General features: G+C 70.1%; 15 protein-coding genes. 4 read left to right on the top strand and 11 right to left on the bottom strand.

What is annotated here, in order from left to right; translation table 11 throughout:
* From D7X32_RS35030 to D7X32_RS35065, 8 genes are all read right to left on the bottom strand, one after another.
* Positions 1-437: threonine/serine exporter family protein (locus D7X32_RS35030; RefSeq protein WP_147450388.1), on the bottom strand; the 437-nt coding region annotated here is incomplete at its 3' end.
* A complete protein-coding gene (locus tag D7X32_RS35035) occupies positions 434-1,870 on the bottom strand; it encodes a hypothetical protein (protein ID WP_147450389.1) in 1,437 nt (478 codons plus the stop codon). The genes D7X32_RS35030 and D7X32_RS35035, both read right to left, overlap by 4 nt.
* A gap of 4 nt (positions 1,871-1,874) precedes the next feature.
* Entirely contained in the window at positions 1,875-3,632 is a 1,758-nt protein-coding gene (locus D7X32_RS35040; RefSeq protein WP_120606922.1) for a SulP family inorganic anion transporter, read from the bottom strand.
* Positions 3,633-3,751: 119 nt separating this feature from the next.
* A complete protein-coding gene (locus D7X32_RS35045) occupies positions 3,752-4,654 on the bottom strand; it encodes a bile acid:sodium symporter family protein (protein WP_120606923.1) in 903 nt (300 codons plus the stop codon).
* Positions 4,654-5,646: an HAD family hydrolase gene (locus D7X32_RS35050; protein WP_244239352.1), complete on the bottom strand. Its 993-nt coding sequence runs from the start codon at positions 5,644-5,646 to the stop codon at positions 4,654-4,656. The genes D7X32_RS35045 and D7X32_RS35050 overlap by 1 nt, the downstream gene beginning before the upstream one ends.
* Positions 5,647-6,168: 522 nt before the next feature.
* Positions 6,169-6,519 carry a DUF2019 domain-containing protein gene (locus D7X32_RS35055; RefSeq protein ID WP_120606932.1) on the bottom strand — a complete coding sequence of 117 codons (351 nt, stop codon included), beginning with the start codon at positions 6,517-6,519 and terminating at the stop codon, positions 6,169-6,171.
* A complete protein-coding gene (sitA5, locus tag D7X32_RS35060) occupies positions 6,519-7,832 on the bottom strand; it encodes a SitA5 family polymorphic toxin (RefSeq protein ID WP_439329037.1) in 1,314 nt (437 codons plus the stop codon). Before sitA5 ends, D7X32_RS35055 begins: the two co-directional genes overlap by 1 nt.
* Positions 7,833-7,907: 75 nt before the next feature.
* Positions 7,908-8,864 (bottom strand): hypothetical protein, encoded by a 957-nt coding sequence (locus D7X32_RS35065; RefSeq protein ID WP_120606925.1) that lies wholly within the window; start codon positions 8,862-8,864, stop codon positions 7,908-7,910.
* A 171-nt stretch (positions 8,865-9,035) separates the two neighbouring features.
* On the opposite strand from D7X32_RS35065, the gene D7X32_RS35070 reads away from it, so the two are divergent.
* Both D7X32_RS35070 and D7X32_RS35075 read left to right on the top strand, forming a co-directional pair.
* Positions 9,036-10,595, top strand: coding sequence for an arylsulfatase (locus D7X32_RS35070; RefSeq protein WP_120606926.1), 1,560 nt, complete (start codon positions 9,036-9,038; stop codon positions 10,593-10,595).
* A 191-nt stretch (positions 10,596-10,786) separates the two neighbouring features.
* A complete protein-coding gene (locus tag D7X32_RS35075) occupies positions 10,787-12,601 on the top strand; it encodes an AsmA family protein (protein ID WP_120606927.1) in 1,815 nt (604 codons plus the stop codon).
* A gap of 13 nt (positions 12,602-12,614) precedes the next feature.
* Here the strand turns inward: D7X32_RS35075 and D7X32_RS35080 are convergent, their stop codons facing one another.
* A complete protein-coding gene (locus tag D7X32_RS35080; protein WP_120606928.1) occupies positions 12,615-13,013 on the bottom strand; it encodes a response regulator in 399 nt (132 codons plus the stop codon).
* Between the two features lie 159 nt (positions 13,014-13,172).
* Between D7X32_RS35080 and D7X32_RS35085 the strand changes: the two genes are divergently transcribed.
* Positions 13,173-13,934, top strand: a complete 762-nt coding sequence (locus D7X32_RS35085) for an SDR family NAD(P)-dependent oxidoreductase (RefSeq protein WP_120606929.1) — start codon at positions 13,173-13,175, stop codon at positions 13,932-13,934.
* A gap of 13 nt (positions 13,935-13,947) precedes the next feature.
* Positions 13,948-14,799 (top strand): orotidine-5'-phosphate decarboxylase, encoded by an 852-nt coding sequence (gene pyrF / locus D7X32_RS35090; RefSeq protein ID WP_120606930.1) that lies wholly within the window; start codon positions 13,948-13,950, stop codon positions 14,797-14,799.
* Positions 14,800-14,832: 33 nt separating this feature from the next.
* Here the strand turns inward: pyrF and D7X32_RS35095 are convergent, their stop codons facing one another.
* Together D7X32_RS35095 and D7X32_RS35100 are read right to left on the bottom strand one after the other, a co-directional pair.
* Positions 14,833-17,406 carry a penicillin-binding protein 1A gene (locus D7X32_RS35095; RefSeq protein ID WP_120606931.1) on the bottom strand — a complete coding sequence of 858 codons (2,574 nt, stop codon included), beginning with the start codon at positions 17,404-17,406 and terminating at the stop codon, positions 14,833-14,835.
* 30 nt (positions 17,407-17,436) lie between these two features.
* Positions 17,437-18,146 (bottom strand): RluA family pseudouridine synthase (locus D7X32_RS35100; RefSeq protein ID WP_147450390.1); only part of this gene is annotated, 710 nt, incomplete at its 5' end.

The raw sequence follows: 18,146 nt of genomic DNA on the forward strand, positions 1-18,146 counted from the left end.
GAGCTGGACCGCATCCTGACCCCGCACGCGCCGTAGACGCCGTAGGCCAGGAACACGAGCCACTCCGGGTACGGCGCGTGCGGGGTCAGGATGCGGTCCAGCTCCGCGCGGGCCTCGGGCAGCCGCATGCCCCCTTCGGGGATGGCCTCCGCCAGCCGCAGCAGCGCCCCGGCCCGGCCCAGGTTCCAGTGCGGGTTGAAGGGCAGCCGCGCGAACGCCACGTGCGAGCGGCGCTGGGACAGCACCTCCGTCAACGCCAGGCTCTGGAGCGTGAAGACCTCCACGTCCAGCCCCCACGCCTTCGCCGCCTGGCGCACGTGCGCCTCCACCAGGGGCGCCGGCTGGTAGGCCAGGTGCAGGGCCTTCGCCAGGTCCAGCAGGAAGGCGGAGGCCGCCTCCGGGTCCACCGCGAGGTCCGCCGCGTGCGCTCGCGTCATGGGGACTCCGCGGTGGGGGTGGTCTCCACGCCGGCCTCGCCGCCGGGGGTCCGCGTGTCCTTGAAGGAGAAGCTGGCGCCCACCAGCATCGTGGCCTGGAAGTAGCGGACGTCCTGGGTGCGCATGGGGGCGGACAGGCCCAACTGCTGAAGCGAGTCCGAAAACCGGTCGGTCTGATTGCTTCCCCAAGCCAGGTTGGCGCCCAGCGTGAAGCGCGAGCGGCCCAGGAGGAAGTGGACGCCGGAGGCGACGTGGTACAGGTCCCAGCCCCCGAGCAGCGCGTTCGTCCCCGGCGTCTGATCCAACGCGCTGAAGTCCGTGTGCCCGCTCAGGTACACCCGCAACCGGTCTCCCAGCGGCTGCTCGACGCCCAGCGCCCCGTTCAGCACCGGCTTGAGCGCGAAGGCGTAGTCCCCGTTGAGTGTTTCCGTGGAGCCGCGCGGCACGATGGGTTCGGTGTCCAGCAGCGTGACGGTGGAGACGCGCGCGTAGCCCTCCAGGGACGCGTACACCGTGGTCGAGCCGAAGCTCCGGCTGGCCCCGAGCGCCGCGCCCCAGGAGTTGCGGAAGTGCGCCGGCAGGTCCTCCTGGTAGTTGAACACGGGCGCGGGCGCGTTCGTGTCGAAACCCTGGGACTGGACGGCGCGCTCGAGCCCCGCGGAGCCCCGGCCCCAGATGGCCAGGCTCGGCGTCGTCAGGGTGAGCCCCACGGCCCAGGGGCCGTGCTGGTAGCTGGCGCCCACCTTCAACAACACCCGGATGTGGTCGAGCTCCAGGTCGCGGCCCAGGGTCGCCAGCAGCTGCTGTCCGGCCTCACCGGAGCCCTGCGCGAGCGTCTGGAAGCGCAGCTCGTGGTGCCGGGTCGCGACGAACGGCGTCAACCCCAGGCCCAGGTGCTCCGTGACGGGGAAGGCCCAGGAGAGGCCCGTCCAGTACTCGCTCACGGATTGGTCCAGGCGCACATCCGAGGACAGCGAGTCCAGGCCCCGCACCCCGGCCAGGTCCGTGCCCATCCGCGTGCCGCGCGTCTGGAGGCTGTAGTCGAAGCCCTGGCGCGTGAGCAGCGAGTAGGCCAGCCGGGACTTGCCCAGGAACTTGAAGCGCAGCGAGCCCGCGATCAACGACGGCATCACGTCCACATTGGAGTCGGACAGGCCCCGTCCCTGGCCCTGCCCGTCCTTCACGTGCACGCGCGTGTACTCGTACACGCTGCCGGTGAGCTCCAGCTCCGGCGCACCCAGCAGCGCGAGCGCGCCGGGGTTGTAATAGACGGCGCTGATGTCGTTCGGGTTGCCCACGAAGGCGCCCCCCAACAGCCACGCCCGGTTGCCGAACTGCCGCGTGGTGTAGTGCGCGTCCTGCGCCAGCGCCGTCACGGACACGAGCAGGCCCAGCACCACGCCCCATGGGGCCCTGGATTGGATTGGCGTCATGGCGTCAGTGCACCTGTGGCGATGAGACGGGCTCGCCGTCATGGGTGGCCCGCGCGGCGTCTCGCGCTTCGAGGTAGGCGCGCACGGCCGCGCCCACCGTGGGAAAGAGCAGGTCCTGTCCAATCAGCGCGGCCAGCCCGGAGCGCTTCAGCATCCGGCGCATCGGCGCGCGCGCCTGGGCCACGGCGAAGACGATGCCTTCGTCCGTGAGCTCGTGGCACACCTTCTCCAGGCTCTCCGCGGCGGTGATGTCCAGGTCGAACACGGAGGACGCATCCAGCACGAACCAGTGCACCGGCTGGCGGGACTCGGCCACCAGCCGGCGCACCTGTTCGCGCAGGAAGCGGGCGTTGGCGAAGAAGAGGGGCGCGTCGAAGCGGTAGACGACGAGCCCGGGGATCGTCTCCGCGTCCGCGTGCCCTTCCACGTCGTGCCAGCCGGGCATGCCCTCGCGCTCGCCCAGGACGGCGTCGTGCGGGTGCGCCGCGCGGCGGATGAGGTCCACCAACGCCAGCGCCACCGCGACGAGGATGCCCTGGAGGATGCCCAGGAAGAGCACGCCCAGCGTCGTCACCACCGCGAGCACCGCCTCCACCGGCCGCACGCGCCAGAGCCGGAGGACGGGCTTCACCTCCAGCAGGTACACCGCCGCGACGATGACGATGGCCCCCAGCGTCACCAGGGGCAGATGGGAGAGCAGTGGCGTGAGGAACAGCGAGAACACCCCCACGACCACCGCCGCGCCCACACCGACGAGCTGCGTGCGCCCCTTCATGGACGCGTTGACCGCCGTGCGCGAGTCGCTGCCCGACACCGGGAAGCCCTGCGTGAGGCCGGTGAGGAGGTTGGCCGCCGCCTGGCCGAAGAACTCCTGGTGGGCGTCCAGCCGGTAGCCGAAGCGGTCCGCGTAGATGCGGCCCGTGAGCACGGAGCTGGCGTAGTTCACCAGCGCGAGGCTGAAGGCCGCCGGAAGGAGCGTGCGCACGTCTGCGAAGCGCAACGAGGGCAGGCCGAAGGAGGGCGCCGCGGCGGCGATGGGCCCCACCGCCTTCACGCCACCGTTCTCCAGCTGGAACCACCAGGCCGCCAGCGTGGTGAGCGCCACCATCACCAGCGGCGCGGGCCAGCGCGGCAGGAAGCGGCGCATGGCCACCAGCGCCGCGACGATGCCCAGCCCCAGGAGCAGCGTGGGCACGTGCGTGCGGCCCACGTTCGCCGCCACCTCGTGGAGCTGCCCCGCGAACTCGTTCGACTTGCGCTCCAGCCCGAACATCCGGGCCAGCTGGCTGCCGATGATGATCAGCGCCGCGCCGTTGACGTAGCCGATGAGGATGGGACGCGACAGGAAGTCCGCCAGCGCCCCCGCCCGGCACAGCCCGCCCAGCAGGCTCACCGCGCCCACCATCAACGCGAGCAGCGCCGCCAGGGACGCCAGCCGCTCCGGGCCTCCGTCCCCCACCACCGGGACCAGCGCCGTCGCGGTGAGGATGGCCGCGCCCGCCTCCGGCCCCACCAGCAGGTGCCGCGACGGGCCGAACAGCGCGTAGGCCAGCATCGCGAAGACGCCCGCGTACAGCCCCGCCGCGGGGCGCACGCCGGCAATCTGCGCGTAGGCCAGCCCCTGGGGAATCAGCATCGCGCCCACGGTGAGCGCGGCCAGCAAGTCCGCGCGCAGCCATCGCCGCTCATACGTCCGCGCCTGCTCGACACCCGGGAGCACCCGGCTCAGCACATGACCGGCCGTGGCCGCGGTGCGCTTCATGGCCCTTCCCCCCCCCGTGCGCCTGGCCTCCTGGACGCAAGGAAGGGTGGAGGCGCCCGGGGCTCACGGCATCACCCACCGCAGTGCGTTGCGCGCATCGCCCCCACGACACGGAGGGCTCACGGGTTCGCGGAGGCCCGCCTGCCCGTCGGCAGCATCGGACCGCCTCCGCGCTCGGACGCCTGGTGGCGCCGGTTCCAGAGCAGGTACGGCACCAGCGCCACGGTGCGGAGGATGAGGTACAGCCCCATGGCGCCCAGCAGGGTCTTCATGGGGTAGGTGCTGCCCCCCAGGCAGAAGGCGAAGGCGGGGTTGCCGAAGGCGGCGGAGATGGCCAGCGACGTGCGGTCCCCGGGCCGGGGCCGCCCCGCCACGTGGCCCAGGGCCGCGGAGCCCAGCGTCACCACTCCCATCGCGACGAATCCCCAGAACTGGAAACGCTTCAGCAGCGGGAAGCTGGCGACGACCAGGGCCAGCACGGCCACCAGCAGGGCGATGTTGAAGTAGATCTTCACCGGCTTGCGCAGCCGGCCCGCCCAGACAGGTGACAGCTTCTTGAGGCCGACGCCCAGCGCGAAGGGCACGAGGAACGGGAGCATGACCCGCGACACGACCACCCGGTACGGCGGGGGCTGGATGGCCAGGGGGAACAGCTGAGCCAGCAGCTTCAGCGACCACGGCAGCAACACGATGGCGACGATCGACAGGGTGATGGACAGCGCCAGGGACAGCGCCAGGTTGCCCTTCTCCCGGGACACGACGTTGAGCGCCATGGGCAGCCCCGGACAGAACGCCATCAGCGCGATGACGCCCGCCGCGATGGGAGGCACCGGCAGCACCTTCACCACGATGATGGCCAGCAGCGGCACGCCGACGAGGCTCACGCCCAGGCCCCGCGCGAACGCCGGCTGCCGCACGCCCCGGCCCAGGTCCCCCAGGTGCCACGACAGGCCCTGTGACAACCCGAGCGCGACGATGAAGGTCGAAATCATCAGCCCGATGAGGGCCTGCAAGCCATCCATTACCGTCCCTCCGGGAAGATGCGCTTCCAGTCCTGGCGCATGCTGACCACGGTCCAGCCGCCCTGGCGCGCGGCCTTCAGCGACGCGTCGTTCTTCTCCGCGTAGGCGAACTCGCGCTCGGCGTCGTCGTGGTTGATGAGCAGGGCGAAGCCCGGATGCGGCTGCTCCTTCGTGTACTGGAGCATCTGGATGTCGCCGCCCGAGCGCACGTTGCCCGCCGCGAACACGGGCCGCCGCCCGATGTGCTGGTCAATCCCCACCGGCTTGCCCGCCTTGTCGTTGAGGTGGTCCACGCGGGCCTCGCGCCGCAGCACCGGGTTGCCGTTCCCCTCGTCGAACTTCTCCTTCAGGCTGCTGCCGATGACCTGCTGGGGCGGGATGTCGTAGGTGTCCTCGGAGACGGCCCGCATGAAGTCGACGCCACCGCCCGAGGAGATCCACGTCTGGAAGCCGTTGGCGCGCAGGTACTGGAGGAGTTCCAGCATGGGTGCGTAGGCCAGCTGCGTGTACGGCACGCCCAGCTTCGGGTGGCGCGCGGTCTGGAAGAAGGCGCGGACCTCGCGGGCGAACTCGTCCTGCGTCTTGCCCGCGTGGGTGGCGGCGAACAGCTCCATCAACTGGGGCTCGTCCATGGCGGACAGCAGGGCCACGTCGCCTTCCAGCACGGCCTTGAAGGGCTGCCGCTTCGCGAGCGACGCGTCCTCCTTCACCCGCTCGCGGACCTGCTCCAGGAGGAAGGCCCCCTGCACGACGGGCTGCTCCTGCCAGAGCGTGCCGTCGTTGTCGAAGGTGGCGATGCGCTCCTCCGGCGGGATGTAGCCGGGGCCGCCCTCGGTGGTGGCGCGGGTGACGAAGTCCACGATGGACTGCTTCACGGGACCGTCGTTCCAGGACGGCAGCGGATCCGCCGCCAGCGCCTGGAGGGGACCGGCGACCGTCAGGGCGAGCGCCCAGAGGAGCCAGGCCTGTTGCTTCCACGTGCGTCGCCCCACCGCCGCCTCCTTGTCCCGCGCAATCCCAGACATCAAGAGGGTGGGAACGCGGCGGCGCTTCCACAACGCGGCGAGGAGGGCGCGGGAGGAGGGCCCGCTGGGCCCGGCCGTCAGTGGGGGGGCGGCGGTGCCTGCTTTGGACTCGACAAGGCCTCACCCGAGTCCGCCGTTACGTCCGGCGGCCAGCCGGCCACGGGGTTCTGGGCAGCCTTGGCCAGGGCCTGTCCGGAGGCTCCCGCACCACTGGCGGGAGCCTCCGTGGATTGGGCGAAGGAGGAAGCGGCGCAGCACAGGCCCCCCACGAGCCCCAGCAGCCACCAACCTGACCGGGCTCCCGCCATGTGTCCCCCCCGCCTGCGCTGCGCCTGGGATTGAAGCTGGTGAGGAAGTGGAGGCTGTCGCCACGGACCTCGGGTCTCACGCGCGTGTCGGCTGACGCGGAGCACCGCCTGCTGTCACACGAGCTCGCGGCGCCGCGGGGCGCGCCATTCGGCCCGGGCAGCGCATCAGGCTGGGGCCTGCTCACTCCGGGTCGAGCGACCAGGTGCCTTCGGCCCAGCGCTGGAGGTTCAAGGTGGCGCCAATGGCGGCCAGCCCCCCCCCCGCCGCGATGGACTCCAGGACCGCCTTCGATTCTTCCGTTCTGTAGCGCAGCAGGAACGACGCGGTCATGCCCCGCACGTCCGCACGGGGATGCTTCAACAGGGCGGAGAGCGCCTCACGGCCGGCATCTCCCTGCGCAAGCAGCGCCTCCAAGGCAGCGCCGTACTTCCGGGCGTGCTTGTTGCCCTTCCTGGAATCACCGTCCCGGATGCAGTCCCCCTGCGCGGCAACATGGTGCGCGAACTGTTCAACAAGTTCCGTCAGCTCCATCACCATTCTCCCTTCATGACCTTCTCCAGGACCAGCATGCCGAACCGGCGTTGTTCCTCGAAGGACTGGGTGCCCAGCCATTGACGCACCGTCACCGTGTAGGACCGGGTCAAATCGGCGCGGATGGAAGAGAAGATACCGCCAATGCGCGCATGCATCCGCGCATCCAGGCGGATGACATTGTCCGTATTGTGCAGCGCGTGCGGACCGAACCGCTCCACGTTCCCAGGGGTCTGCTCGACGACGTGGTGCCACTGCTGGCCAGCTCCCGCTGGCCCCATGGCCCGCTTGAAGCCGCTGAACGAGCCCCAAGACCTGACTCCGGGTGCCGGAGGAGGATTTCCTCCCCCTTTCCCCTGGGCCGCCATCGCGACCGCGCCCGGAGCCAACGCGAGCGTGACCGTTCCCGCGCCGATAGAGACCGCCCGCACTTCTCCTACCGCCGAGAGGCGGATCCCCAACTGCGCCCCCGCCTGCGCCGTGGCCTGCGCGGCTCCCGGCAACGTGGGCACGCGCCCCGCGAGCCCCGCCGCCGTGTTCCCCATGGCGGCCGTGGCCAGCATCACGAAGGCACGGGCCGCGTTGCGCCCCATGAGCTTGCCGTACCGCTCGCCCGCCTGGCGCAGGTCATCGAACGTGAGGGCCCGGTCCGCGGCCTCCACCCACTGCCTGAAGCCGACGATGAGGCCCCAGAACGTGTCGATGCCCACGTAAGCAATGAGCGTCGCGGTCATCACCGCCGCGATGCCCTTGGAGATGGGCTCGGGCACCGCGAGCAGGACCATGTACGTGGTCCACGTCCAGAGCACCGCGGCCATCATCGCCTCGGGGTCGGCCATGTCCTGGAAGGCGTCCATCATCTCCGAGAGGCCCACGCCCCGGGCCAGCGCCATGGCGAGCACGTAGCGGCCGTCCCCATCCAGGATGGGCGTCTCCGACAGCAACCGCAGACAATCTCCGTGCCGCTGCGTGCGTTCGCACCACCGCAGGTACTCCTGCGTGAGGCCTCCCACCCCTCCAAGGTCGATGACCTCCAGTGGCTCGCCAGCTCCCAGCGGGGTGATGCGCCGCTCACGTGGCTCGTAGCGGTAGGAGCCACTGCGAGCTTCCATCTGGAACAGTTCACGCGCGGCTTGCTGAGGACGCGAGGAGGGCCGGGCGTGCGTCGCACTCTCCCGGAGTGAGGCCTCTGCATCCTCTAGTTCCACCACCCGGGCGTCCTGACGAGGAACGAAGGTGGCCTTCCGACCCGCGCCCATGTCCAACGTCACGACCGGCCGGACACCACCGCAGCCGGACAGCACGACCAGCAGAAAGACCTACCACCCACGTGGAAGCATTTGGAGCCCTCTCCCGGCTCCATAGCCCGAACCAGACCCGCCGTGACGTCACGCGTGGCGCCAGCGTCCGGACAGCACCGTCAGGGCCACGAGCGCGCTGCCTGCTCCCGCGAGGGCCATCAGCGGCCTGCGCAGCTTCGTGCCCAGGGCGTCCAGCGCTCCCGCCGTGATCTGCCGGCTCGTGCGCCGCAGCAGCTCCTGATTTCGCGGCGCCGCCCGCCAGCGGATCTCCTCCTGCGCGAGGACGCCCCCCGCCCCCCGCACGGTCGCGGCGGCGGTGCGCTCGGCGAGCGTCGCCAGGGATGCGGCCAGCGCCTCTCCGGACGCCACCGGAGTCGACGCCAGCTCATCGCGGAGGCCCGCCACCACGCCTCGCACCAGCCCCTGGCCCGCTCGCTCCACCAGGTCCACCAGCAGGCCGGAGTCCTCGCGCAGCTTGGACTCGACGCCCATCACCAGCCCCCGCCCCACCTTCGAGGCCACCTCCTCCCCCAAGGGGGCCATGCCGCGCGCGTCCTCCATGATGGCCGGCAGGGACTCGTGCAGCTGCTCCGTCGCCGCCTTCACCACGCCCCGGGCCATCATCTGGGCCCGCTCTCCCGGCGTGCGGATCTCATCCGTGCGGGAGTGCGCGAAGTTCACCACTTCGTCGAAGAGGAGGTTCAGCCGCTCCACGAAGCCATGGAAGGGCAAGCCCCCGTCATTCCACTCCCGCTCCAACGCCTTCAGCGCCCCCTCCATCGCCGCGCCCGCGAACTCCTGGGTCGCGACCGCCGGCGCCCCGGATTTACGCTCGGCGGCGTCATGCGCCAGGCGGGCCAGCACCGTGAGCACGTCGTGGAGCACCGCGCGCAGCTGCCCGTCGACGTTCGGCACCTCCTTGCGGATGCCATCGGCCGTGCCGCGCACCACGCCGCTCGCGACCTCGCTCGCCGCCAGACGTTGCAGCGACAATGTCAGGTTGCGAAGTGCCTCGATGGGTCCCGTGCGGCCCGCGTCTCCCATCGGCACACCCGTCCTTCCGTAGGGGGTTCCCCAGGAGGATGGGGACCCGGCGACACCCGGGCAATGCCATCCAGCCACGCCCGCCGCCCGCCATGCCGCCCGCTTCCGGTTGTCCAACGCCTGCCGCGTCTCCACCCCTAGGCGCAACACCAGACATCGGAGCGTGCCCTCATGGCGACGAAGCCCGCGAAGAAGAAGCAGCCCAACATCCTGGTCATCTTCGGAGACGACATCGGCTGGTTCAATCCCAGCTGCTACCACCAGGGAGCCATGGGCTACCGCACTCCGAACATCGACCGCATCGCGAAGGAGGGCGTGCGCTTCACCGACTGGTATGGGCAACAGAGCTGCACCGCGGGCCGCGCGGCGTTCATCACCGGCCAGTCCCCCATCCGCACGGGCCTCACCAAGGTCGGTCTGCCCGGCGCGAAGCTGGGGCTCCAGCCGGAAGACCCCACCATCGCGGACCTCCTCAAGCCCCTGGGCTACGCCACCGGCCAGTTCGGCAAGAACCACCTGGGCGACCGCGATGAGTACCTGCCCACCGTGCACGGCTTCGACGAGTTCTTCGGAAACCTCTACCACCTCAATGCCGAGGAGGAGCCGGAGAACGTGGACTACCCCAAGGACCCCCGCTTCCGTCAGCGCTTCGGTCCGCGCGGTGTGCTGCACAGCTGGGCCAACCCGGACGGCACGCAGCGCATCGAGGACACCGGCCCGCTCACCAAGAAGCGCATGGAGACGGTGGACGAGGAGTTCCTGGACGCCACGCTGGACTTCATGGACCGGGCCCAGAAGGACCAGAAGCCCTTCTTCATCTGGTTCAACTCCACCCGCATGCACGTCTTCACGCACCTGAAGAAGGAGTCCCAGGGCGTCACCGGGCTGGGGCTGTACCCGGACGGCATGGTGGAGCACGACGGCACCGTGGGGCGGCTGCTGGACAAGCTGGACGCGCTGGGCATCACCGAGGACACCCTCGTCATCTACTCCACGGACAACGGCGCGGAGGTCATGAGCTGGCCGGACGGCGGCAGCACGCCGTTCCGCGGAGAGAAGGACACCAACTGGGAGGGCGGCTGGCGCGTGCCCTGCGTCATGCGCTGGCCGGGCGTCATCGAGCCGGACACCCTGTCCAACGAGATCTTCTCACACACCGACCTGCTGCCCACGCTGGTCGCGGTCGCGGGTGAGCCGGACGTCGTCGAAAAGCTCCAGCGAGGCCACAAGGCAGGCGCCAAGACGTTCAACGTCCACATCGACGGCTACAACCTGCTGCCCTTCCTCAAGGGCGACGTGGAGGAGAACCCGCGCCGCGCCTTCCTCTACTGGAGCGACGATGGCGACCTGATGGCGCTGCGCTTCGACGCCTGGAAGGTCGTCTTCATGGAGCAGCGCGCCCATGGGTTGAACGTCTGGAGGGAGCCGCTCGCGGAGCTGCGCGCTCCGAAGATCTTCAACCTCCGGAGCGACCCCTTCGAGCGGGCCGACACCGACGCTTCCATGTACTACGACCTCTGGATGATGGAGCACGCCTTCCTCCTGGTCCCCGCGCAGGCGCTCGTCGGCGAGTTCCTGAAGACCTTCGAAAAATTCCCGCCCCGCCAGCGCCCCGCGAGCTTCAGCATCGACCAGGCCCTGGAGCGGGCCCGTGAGAAGCAGGCCACGCTCGCCGTCGCGGCGCCTCCCGAGGAGACAGGCGCCGCCGAGGAGCAGCCCGCGGTCCACTGACGAAAGGCCCCGGCGCGAAGGCCCCTACGCCTTCGCGCCGCGCTTCGGCATCAGGTCCTTCCAGTGAGCGAAGTGGTCCCGGGTGGCCTTGTCCATGGACGGTGTTTCGAATCCATCGCGCCGGACACAGGCACCTTGTGCCCGGGGGGATTCCAGGGCATCCGGGAGCCTCCCGAACGGAACCTCGCGACATGACCGACACCCCGTCCCCCGACGCCGCTGCCGCCGCTCCTCGCAGGAGACGCTGGCGCCGCGTCGCCCTGTGGATCCTGTTGGCGGTCGCGGGGCTGGAAGTCGCCATCAACGTCGCGCTCAACACCGGCGTCACCCAGGCCATCATGGGCCGCGCGACGGACCGCACGCAGCTGACGTGGCAGCGCGCGTGGTGGCTGTGGCCCGTGGGCCGGCTCCACCTCAAGGGCTTCACCCTCACCCAGCAGGACGCGAACGTCTGGTGGAAGGTGGAGGTGGACGCGCTGGAGGCGGGCATGTCGCTCACGGGCCTCTTGCGCAAGCGCGTGGACGTGGACGGCATCGACGGGCACGGCGCGGCCTTCCACCTGGAGCCCTCCGGCGCGCCCGAACAACCGTCCGACCCGAACAGCAAGCCGTGGGTCATCCACCTGAAGGACGTCACGCTGCACGAGGTGCGCGAGCTGGACTTCAGCCGCGTGCGCTTCGCGGGCGCGCTGGACGTCACCGGCACGCTGAACCTCCAGTCCCGTGAACGGCTCCGGGTGGACCTGCCGTCGGTGCGCGTGAGCGAGGGCTTCATCGAGGTGGACGGCAAGCGCGTCGCGCGGCTGGAAGCGCTCGACTCGCGCGCCCTGCTCGACGCGCCCTTCCAGAAGGACCAGGGCTACGACCTCTCCCAGGCCCTCAGCGGCCAGGTGAAGACGCGCATCGACGTGCTGCCCCTGGATTGGATCAACGACCAGCTGGGCGCGAGCGCCCCTGTTTCCCTGCGCGGTGGCGCCGGACGGGTGGAGCTGGACGTGCGCATGCGGCGCAACACCCTGGAGCCGGGCAGCCAGCTCAAGGCATCCGGCGCGGAGCTGGACTTGAAAGCAGGCCCCATGCGCGCCCGGGCCCCCTGGAGCCTGGAAGCGTCCATGCCCCCGGAGCAGAAAGGACAGCCGACGGGTTCGCTGCGGCTGGCCTTCGCGCCGGTGCGCGTGTCAGGCGCCCGGGGAAACGACGTGGAGGTGCCAGAGGTGGCCCTCACCGTGCTGGCGCGGCGGCGCGAAGGGCAGCCAGGCCTGGACCTGGAGCCCGAGCTGCACGTGGCGAAGAGCAAGCCCCTGGACCTGCGCGTGCTCAACCCGTGGCTGGGGAAGACGCTCGAAATCGACTCGGGCCACGTGACGGTGCGCAGCGACGAGCCGAAGCAGGGCGCGAAGGCGCGCAACACGCTGGAGCTGCGCATGGACACGGACCTCGTCTCCGGACGCATGGGGCAGAACAAGGTCCTGCTGCGCGCGGAGGTGGAGGTGGATGCGCGGCACCTGTCGTGGGACATGACGGACCTGGGCCTGAGCGGGACGACGCTGCGGCTGAGCCAGGTGTCGTCCAACGGCAACGTGCCCATCCGCTCCTGGAGCGGGAACTTCACCCTGCCCCGCGCGAGCCTCGCCCTGTCCCCCACGGTGCTGAAGGCGCGCTTCGTGAGCCAGCTCACCGACACGCAGCCGCTGGTCGCGCTGATCACTTCGTCCAAGAAGCTGCCCGGCTTCCTCACCTCGCTGCTCAACATCCCCAAGGTGGAGGTGACGGGACAGGTGCAGATTGACGAACGCGGGCTCCAGCTGCGCGAGCTGAAGGCGAAGGGCGACGGCTTCTCGCTGGAAGGCCACCTGGACCTCGTGCAGGGCAACATCACGGGCGCCCTGCTGACGACGCTGGGCGCGGTGACGGGCGGCATCGAGCTGCGGCCCGGCAAGCACGACCTGCACCTCATGAAGGCCACGGAGTGGTTCAAGGGCCAGCCCGTGCCCCCGTTCCGCTGAAAAGCCCCTGCCCTCACTGGGGCTGATGGGCCGAGGCGTCCGTGGGCCGCACGTAGGCCGCCACCGCGCCCAGGAGCACGTCCAGGTCCACCGGCTTCTCCAGGAAGCCGTCCACGCCCAGGGCATTCATGGCGCGGGCGCCCGCGTCCTGCGCGTACAGGACGATGACCGGGATGGAGGCGAGCGCCGGGTCCTCCAGCTGCCGCAAGCGGAAGGACCACGCGTTCATCCCGGGCATCATCAAGTCCAGCAGGATGAGCGCCGGGCGCAGCCCCTGTCGCAGGAGGCGCAGCGCCTCGAAGCCGTTTCGCGCCAGCGCCACTTCGTGCCCGTCCAGCTCCAGCGCTTCCTTGTAGGCCCGGAGCAGGTCCAGGTCGTCGTCCACCACGAGAATGCAGTTCCAGCCAGGCATGCGCCGCTCACTCCCGAATGAATCCCGTCCCCAGGCCCTCCAAGGTGTCAACGCGCCAAAGGAGGCACCTCGTCCTCCGGTGAGGGGGAGGGGTTTTGCGTGCCCTCGGACGCGCAACCGTGCGACAAGGCGGGCGCTGCGACACCCCTGGAGGACGGCATGGCGGAGATGACCTACCGGACGGCGCTGGTGACTGGCGCCTCGAGCGGGCTGGGACGTGGACTGGCCCTGTGGCTGGCGAAGCACGGCGTGCGCGTGTTCGCGACGGGCCGGCGGCTGTCCCAGCTGCAGGCCCTCTCCGCGGAGGCCCTGGCCGCGGGCGCGGCGGTGGAGCCCGTCGTCATGGATGTCAACCACGCGGAGGCCTCGCAGGAGCGCATCCGCGCCATCGACGCGGAGTGCGGCGGGCTGGACCTGGTGGTGGCGAACGCCGGCATCGGCGGGCCCACGCACGGCAAGCGCATGGACTGGGAGCGCACGCGCGCCATCATCGACACCAACATCACCGGCGCCGCCGCCACGCTGTGCGCGGTGCTGCCGCGGATGGTGGAGCGCCGCCGGGGCCACGTCGTGGGCGTGTCCAGCCTCGCGGGGATGCGGGGGCTCGCGGGCCACGCCGCCTACTCCGCGTCCAAGGCCTTCCTCGCCACCTTCCTGGAGAGCCTGCGCGTGGACCTGAAGGGCACCGGCGTCTGCGTGACGTGCGTCTACCCGGGCTTCGTGAAGAGCGAGCTCACCGCGAAGAACAACTTCCCCATGCCCTTCCTCATGGAGACCGAGGACGCGGTGGAGCGCATGGGCCGCGGCATCTTCGCGGGCGCCACGGAGGTGAGCTTCCCCTGGCAGCTGGCCACGTCCATGCGCGTCTTGAAGGCCATGCCCAACCCGCTGTTCGACGCCACCGCGCGCCGGTTGAAGTGAGAGGAGTCTGGCCATGACGACCCCGTCCTTCGCACAGCGCTTCGCGAAGCTCGCCGACGAGCGCTCCCCCTTCTGTCTGGGCCTGGATCCGTCCCGGGACGTGCTCGCCCGCTGGAACCTGCCGGACACCGTGCAGGGCCTGTCCGACTTCTGCGAACGGCTGGCCGACGCAGCCGGTGAGACGCTCGCGGTGGTGAAGCCCCAGAGCGCCTTCTTCGAGCGCCACGGCCCCGAAGGGCTCGTCGTGCTCCAGCGCGTGCTCAAGCGCTTCCGCGCCGCGGGCACCCTCACGCTGCTGGACGTGAAGCGCGGCGACATCGGCTCCACCATGGATGCCTACGCGGAGTCCCTCTTCGGCAAGAGCAGCGCCTACGACGTGGACGCCGCCACCTTCACCGCGTACCTGGGCCTGGGCGCGCTCGCGAAGACGGTGGAGCGCGCGCGGGCCCACGGCGCCTGCGCCTTCATCGTCGTGCGCTCGTCCAACCCGGAAGGCGTGCCCGTGCAGAACGCCGTGGGAAGCGACGGCCGCACCGTGGCCCAGGCCGTGGCGGATGGCCTGCGCGAACTGAACGAGAAGGCCGGCCCCGGCGTGCTGCCCGCGGGCGCGGTGATGGGCGCCACGCTGCCCCCGGCCGACCGCGACGTGGTGGAGCGGCTGGGCGGCGCGCTGCTGCTCACGCCGGGCATCGGCTCGCAGGGCGCGGGCTTCTCTGACCTGCCGAAGCTCTTCTCCGGCCGCGAGCGGCAGGTGCTGCCCACCGCCGCGCGCTCCGTGCTGGAGGCGGGCCCGGACGTGGCCGCGCTGAAGCAGGCCCTGGAAGCACATCAGGCGCCCTCGCGTGGTTTCCGCGAAGGCGCCTGAGGGGCACTGCGCTTGGGATGAGGCGCGCGGTGGCTACTGCGCGCCCATCATGAACTGATCCACGCCGACCTGGTTCTTGTCGGGCACGGCCTCCTTCGGCTCGGTGCCCTTCTTGAAGAACATCAGCTCCGCGCCCTTGGCGCCGGGGCTGGCCACCTTGCCCGTCTTCTTGTCGATGTAGAGCCGCGCCAGCTGCATGGACTGCCAGGGGTAGAACTCCGGCTGGGGCCGGCCCTCCAGCGCGCGCTTCATGTAGTTGAGCCAGATGGGCAGCGCCGCGCGGCCACCCGTCTCGTAGCGGCCCAGCGGGTGCGGGTTCAGGTCGTAGCCCACCCACGCCACCGTCACCAGGTCCTTGGTGTAGCCCGCGAACCACGCGTCGAAGGAGTCGTTCGTCGTGCCCGTCTTGCCCGCCGCCGGCTTGCCCAGCTTCTGCGCGGGACCGCCGGTGCCCTGGAGCACCACGCCGCGCAAGAGGTGCGTGAGGATGTAGCCCGTCTCCGGGCTCATCACCTGCTCGCCCGGCTCGAAGAGGCGCGCGTAGCCCGCGGCCACGCGGTCCTGGAGCGGCGCCCACGCGTCGTCGAACGCGGTGTGGTCCTCCAGCGTGCGGCCGAAGCGGTCCTCCACCTTGCGGATGAAGTACGTGGGCTTCTTGCGGCCGTAGCGGTTGAAGGTCGAGTACACGGACGCCAGGTCGAACGGGTACACGCACGACGAACCCAGCGCCGCGGAGAAGTCCATGTTCATGGGCGTCGTCATGCCCAGCTTCTTCGCCCAGTCCGCCATGTTGTGGACGCCCACCGCGCCGAACGTCTTCACCGCGGGGATGTTCATGGAGTTCACCAGCGCGGTGCGCAGCAGCACGTCACCCACGAACTCCTCGCTGTAGTTGGCCGGCTTCCACGACACCTTGTTGTCCGGGTCGTGCTCCACGATGGGCGAGTCCACGATGACGGTGGCCTCCGTCCACTCCAGCTGCTCCAGCGCCGCCGAGTACACGAACGGCTTGAACGACGAGCCCGGCTGGCGGCACGCCTGGAACGCGCGGTTGAACTCGTTGTCGTCGAAGTCGTAACCGCCCACCATCGCGGTGAGGTACTGGCGGTGCGGATCAATGGAGACCAGCGCGCTCTGCGCCTCCGGCGTCTGCTCCAGCCGGAAGAGCTTCACGCCCTCCTCGGGGATGTCCTCCGCCAGCTTCTTGTCCCACTGCTCCTTGTCGTCCGTCAGCTCCTTCTTCACCACGTGGCGAAGGACCACGACGTCGCCCACCGCCACGGCCTTCTTGACGGAGGTGATCATGCTGGCCGGGTAGTAGCTCTCCGGGTTCACCTTGCGCGCCCAGCGCATGCCCAAGAGCGGCAGCCGGCCCTGGTGCGGTCCCACCTGCACGTCCGCGCCCTTGCCGTCGTCGTCGAGGCGGGTGACGACGCCCACGTAGAGGCGGTTCTCGACGAGCTCCTCCTTGCCCATGGCCTTCCTGGCCTTGGAGATGAAGGCGCTGCGCTCAGGCTCGGTGGCCAGCTGCATCACCGGCCCGCGCCAGCCCTGGCGCTTGTCCACGGACATCAGGCCGTCCAGCACGGAGTCCTGCGCCGCGCGCTGCCGCTCGCTGTCCATGGTGGTGAAGACCTTGAGGCCTTCCTTCAGGAGCACGGGGTTGCCGTAGCGGTCCACCACGTCCTTGCGGACCTGCTCCACGAAGTACGGGGCGAACTCGTGGAAGACGTCCTCCACCGGGTACACCTTCACCGGCTCCGCGTTGGCCTGGTCGTGCTCGGCCTTGGAAATCATGCCTTCCGTCAGCATGCGGCCCAGCACGTAGGAGCGGCGCTTCTTCGCGGAATCCGGGCGCAGGAAGGGCGAGTAGCGGCTGGGCGCCTGGGGCAGGCCCGCGATGAGGGTCATCTCCCCCAGCGTCAGGTCGCGCACGTCCTTGCGGTAGTAGTTCTCCGCCGCGCTCTGCACACCGTAGCTGTGGTGACCGAGGAAGACGTTGTTCAGGTAGAGGTAGAGGATCTCCTCCTTCGTCAGCGCCTGCTCCAGCCGGAAGGCGAGGATGGCCTCGCGAATCTTGCGCTTGGGCGTCTTCGCGGTGGCCTCCTTGTAGCCCTCCGCGGAGATGAGGACCGCCTTCGCGGTCTGCTGCGTGAGCGTGGAGCCGCCCTGCACGCCGCCGCCGCGCAGGCCCAGCTTCGTCAGCACCGTCTTGGACACGGCGCGCGTGGTGCCCAGCACGTCCACGCCGAAGTGGTCGAAGAAGCTGGAGTCCTCGCTGGCGATGAACGCCTGCACCAGCCGCTTGGGGATGCGCTCGTAGGGCACCACCTTGCGCCGCTCGTTGTAGAACTCGCCCGCGAGCACCGCGTCGTCGGTGTAGACCTCCGTGACGATGGGCGGCCAGTACTCGTCCACCTTCGGGATGGCGGGCAGCCCGTCGGAGAAGATGTAGTAGGCGCCGACAATGGCGAGCACGCCCGCGGTGGCGCCCATGAGGCCCAGCACGGCGACGAGCTTCATCAAGCGCACGAGGATGTTGCGCTTGGGCGGGACGCCGTCGAGCACCAGCTTCTTGCGGCTGCGGTCAATCTTCGGGTCGGCCATGCGTGTCGTGTCGAGTCCTGGGCTCAAGGCTTAGAGGAGCGCCGCCCGCTTCAGCACGTCCATCAATTCGGGTGGCATGGGGGTCTCCACGACGACCTTCCTGCCATCCTCGGGGTGCGGAAATTCGATGCGCTCGGCGTGCAGGAACAGACGTTTGAGCCCCCAGCGCGCCCGCACGTCGCGGTTGAAGGCGAAGTCTCCGTACTTCTTGTCACCCGCCACCGGGTGGCCCACGGCGACCAGGTGCCTTCTTATCTGATGCGTGCGCCCGGTCTCGATGGTGCAGGAGAGGAGGGCTGCCTCGCTCGACTGGCGCACGACCTTCCAGCGGGTGACGGCCTCCTGCATGTTCACTCCCCGACGGGCCTTGGACTCGGCCGTCTGCTGGTGCTCGGCGAGCGGCAGGTCGATGACACCCGAGTCCTTGGGCATCTTCCCCTTCACCAGGGTCAGGTAGCGCTTCTTCGGGTGGCCGTGGGTGAAGATTTCCGTGAAATGCACCATCGCCGGACGGCGCTTGGCCACCAGGATGACGCCGGAGGTCTCCCGGTCCAGGCGGTGGGCGGGGGAGGCGGTGAAGTCGTTGCGGGTGGCCTTGGGGCCCAGGTAGGCGCGCACGTAGTCCACCAGGGTGCCCCCGGTGATGCCGCTGCCGGTATGGACGGCCATGCCACTGGGCTTGTCCACGGCCATGAGCCAGTCGTCTTCCTTCAGGATGACCAGCCGGGAGGGGTCTACCG

The sequence above is a fragment of the Corallococcus carmarthensis genome, from assembly GCF_003611695.1.
Lineage (GTDB): Bacteria > Myxococcota > Myxococcia > Myxococcales > Myxococcaceae > Corallococcus > Corallococcus carmarthensis.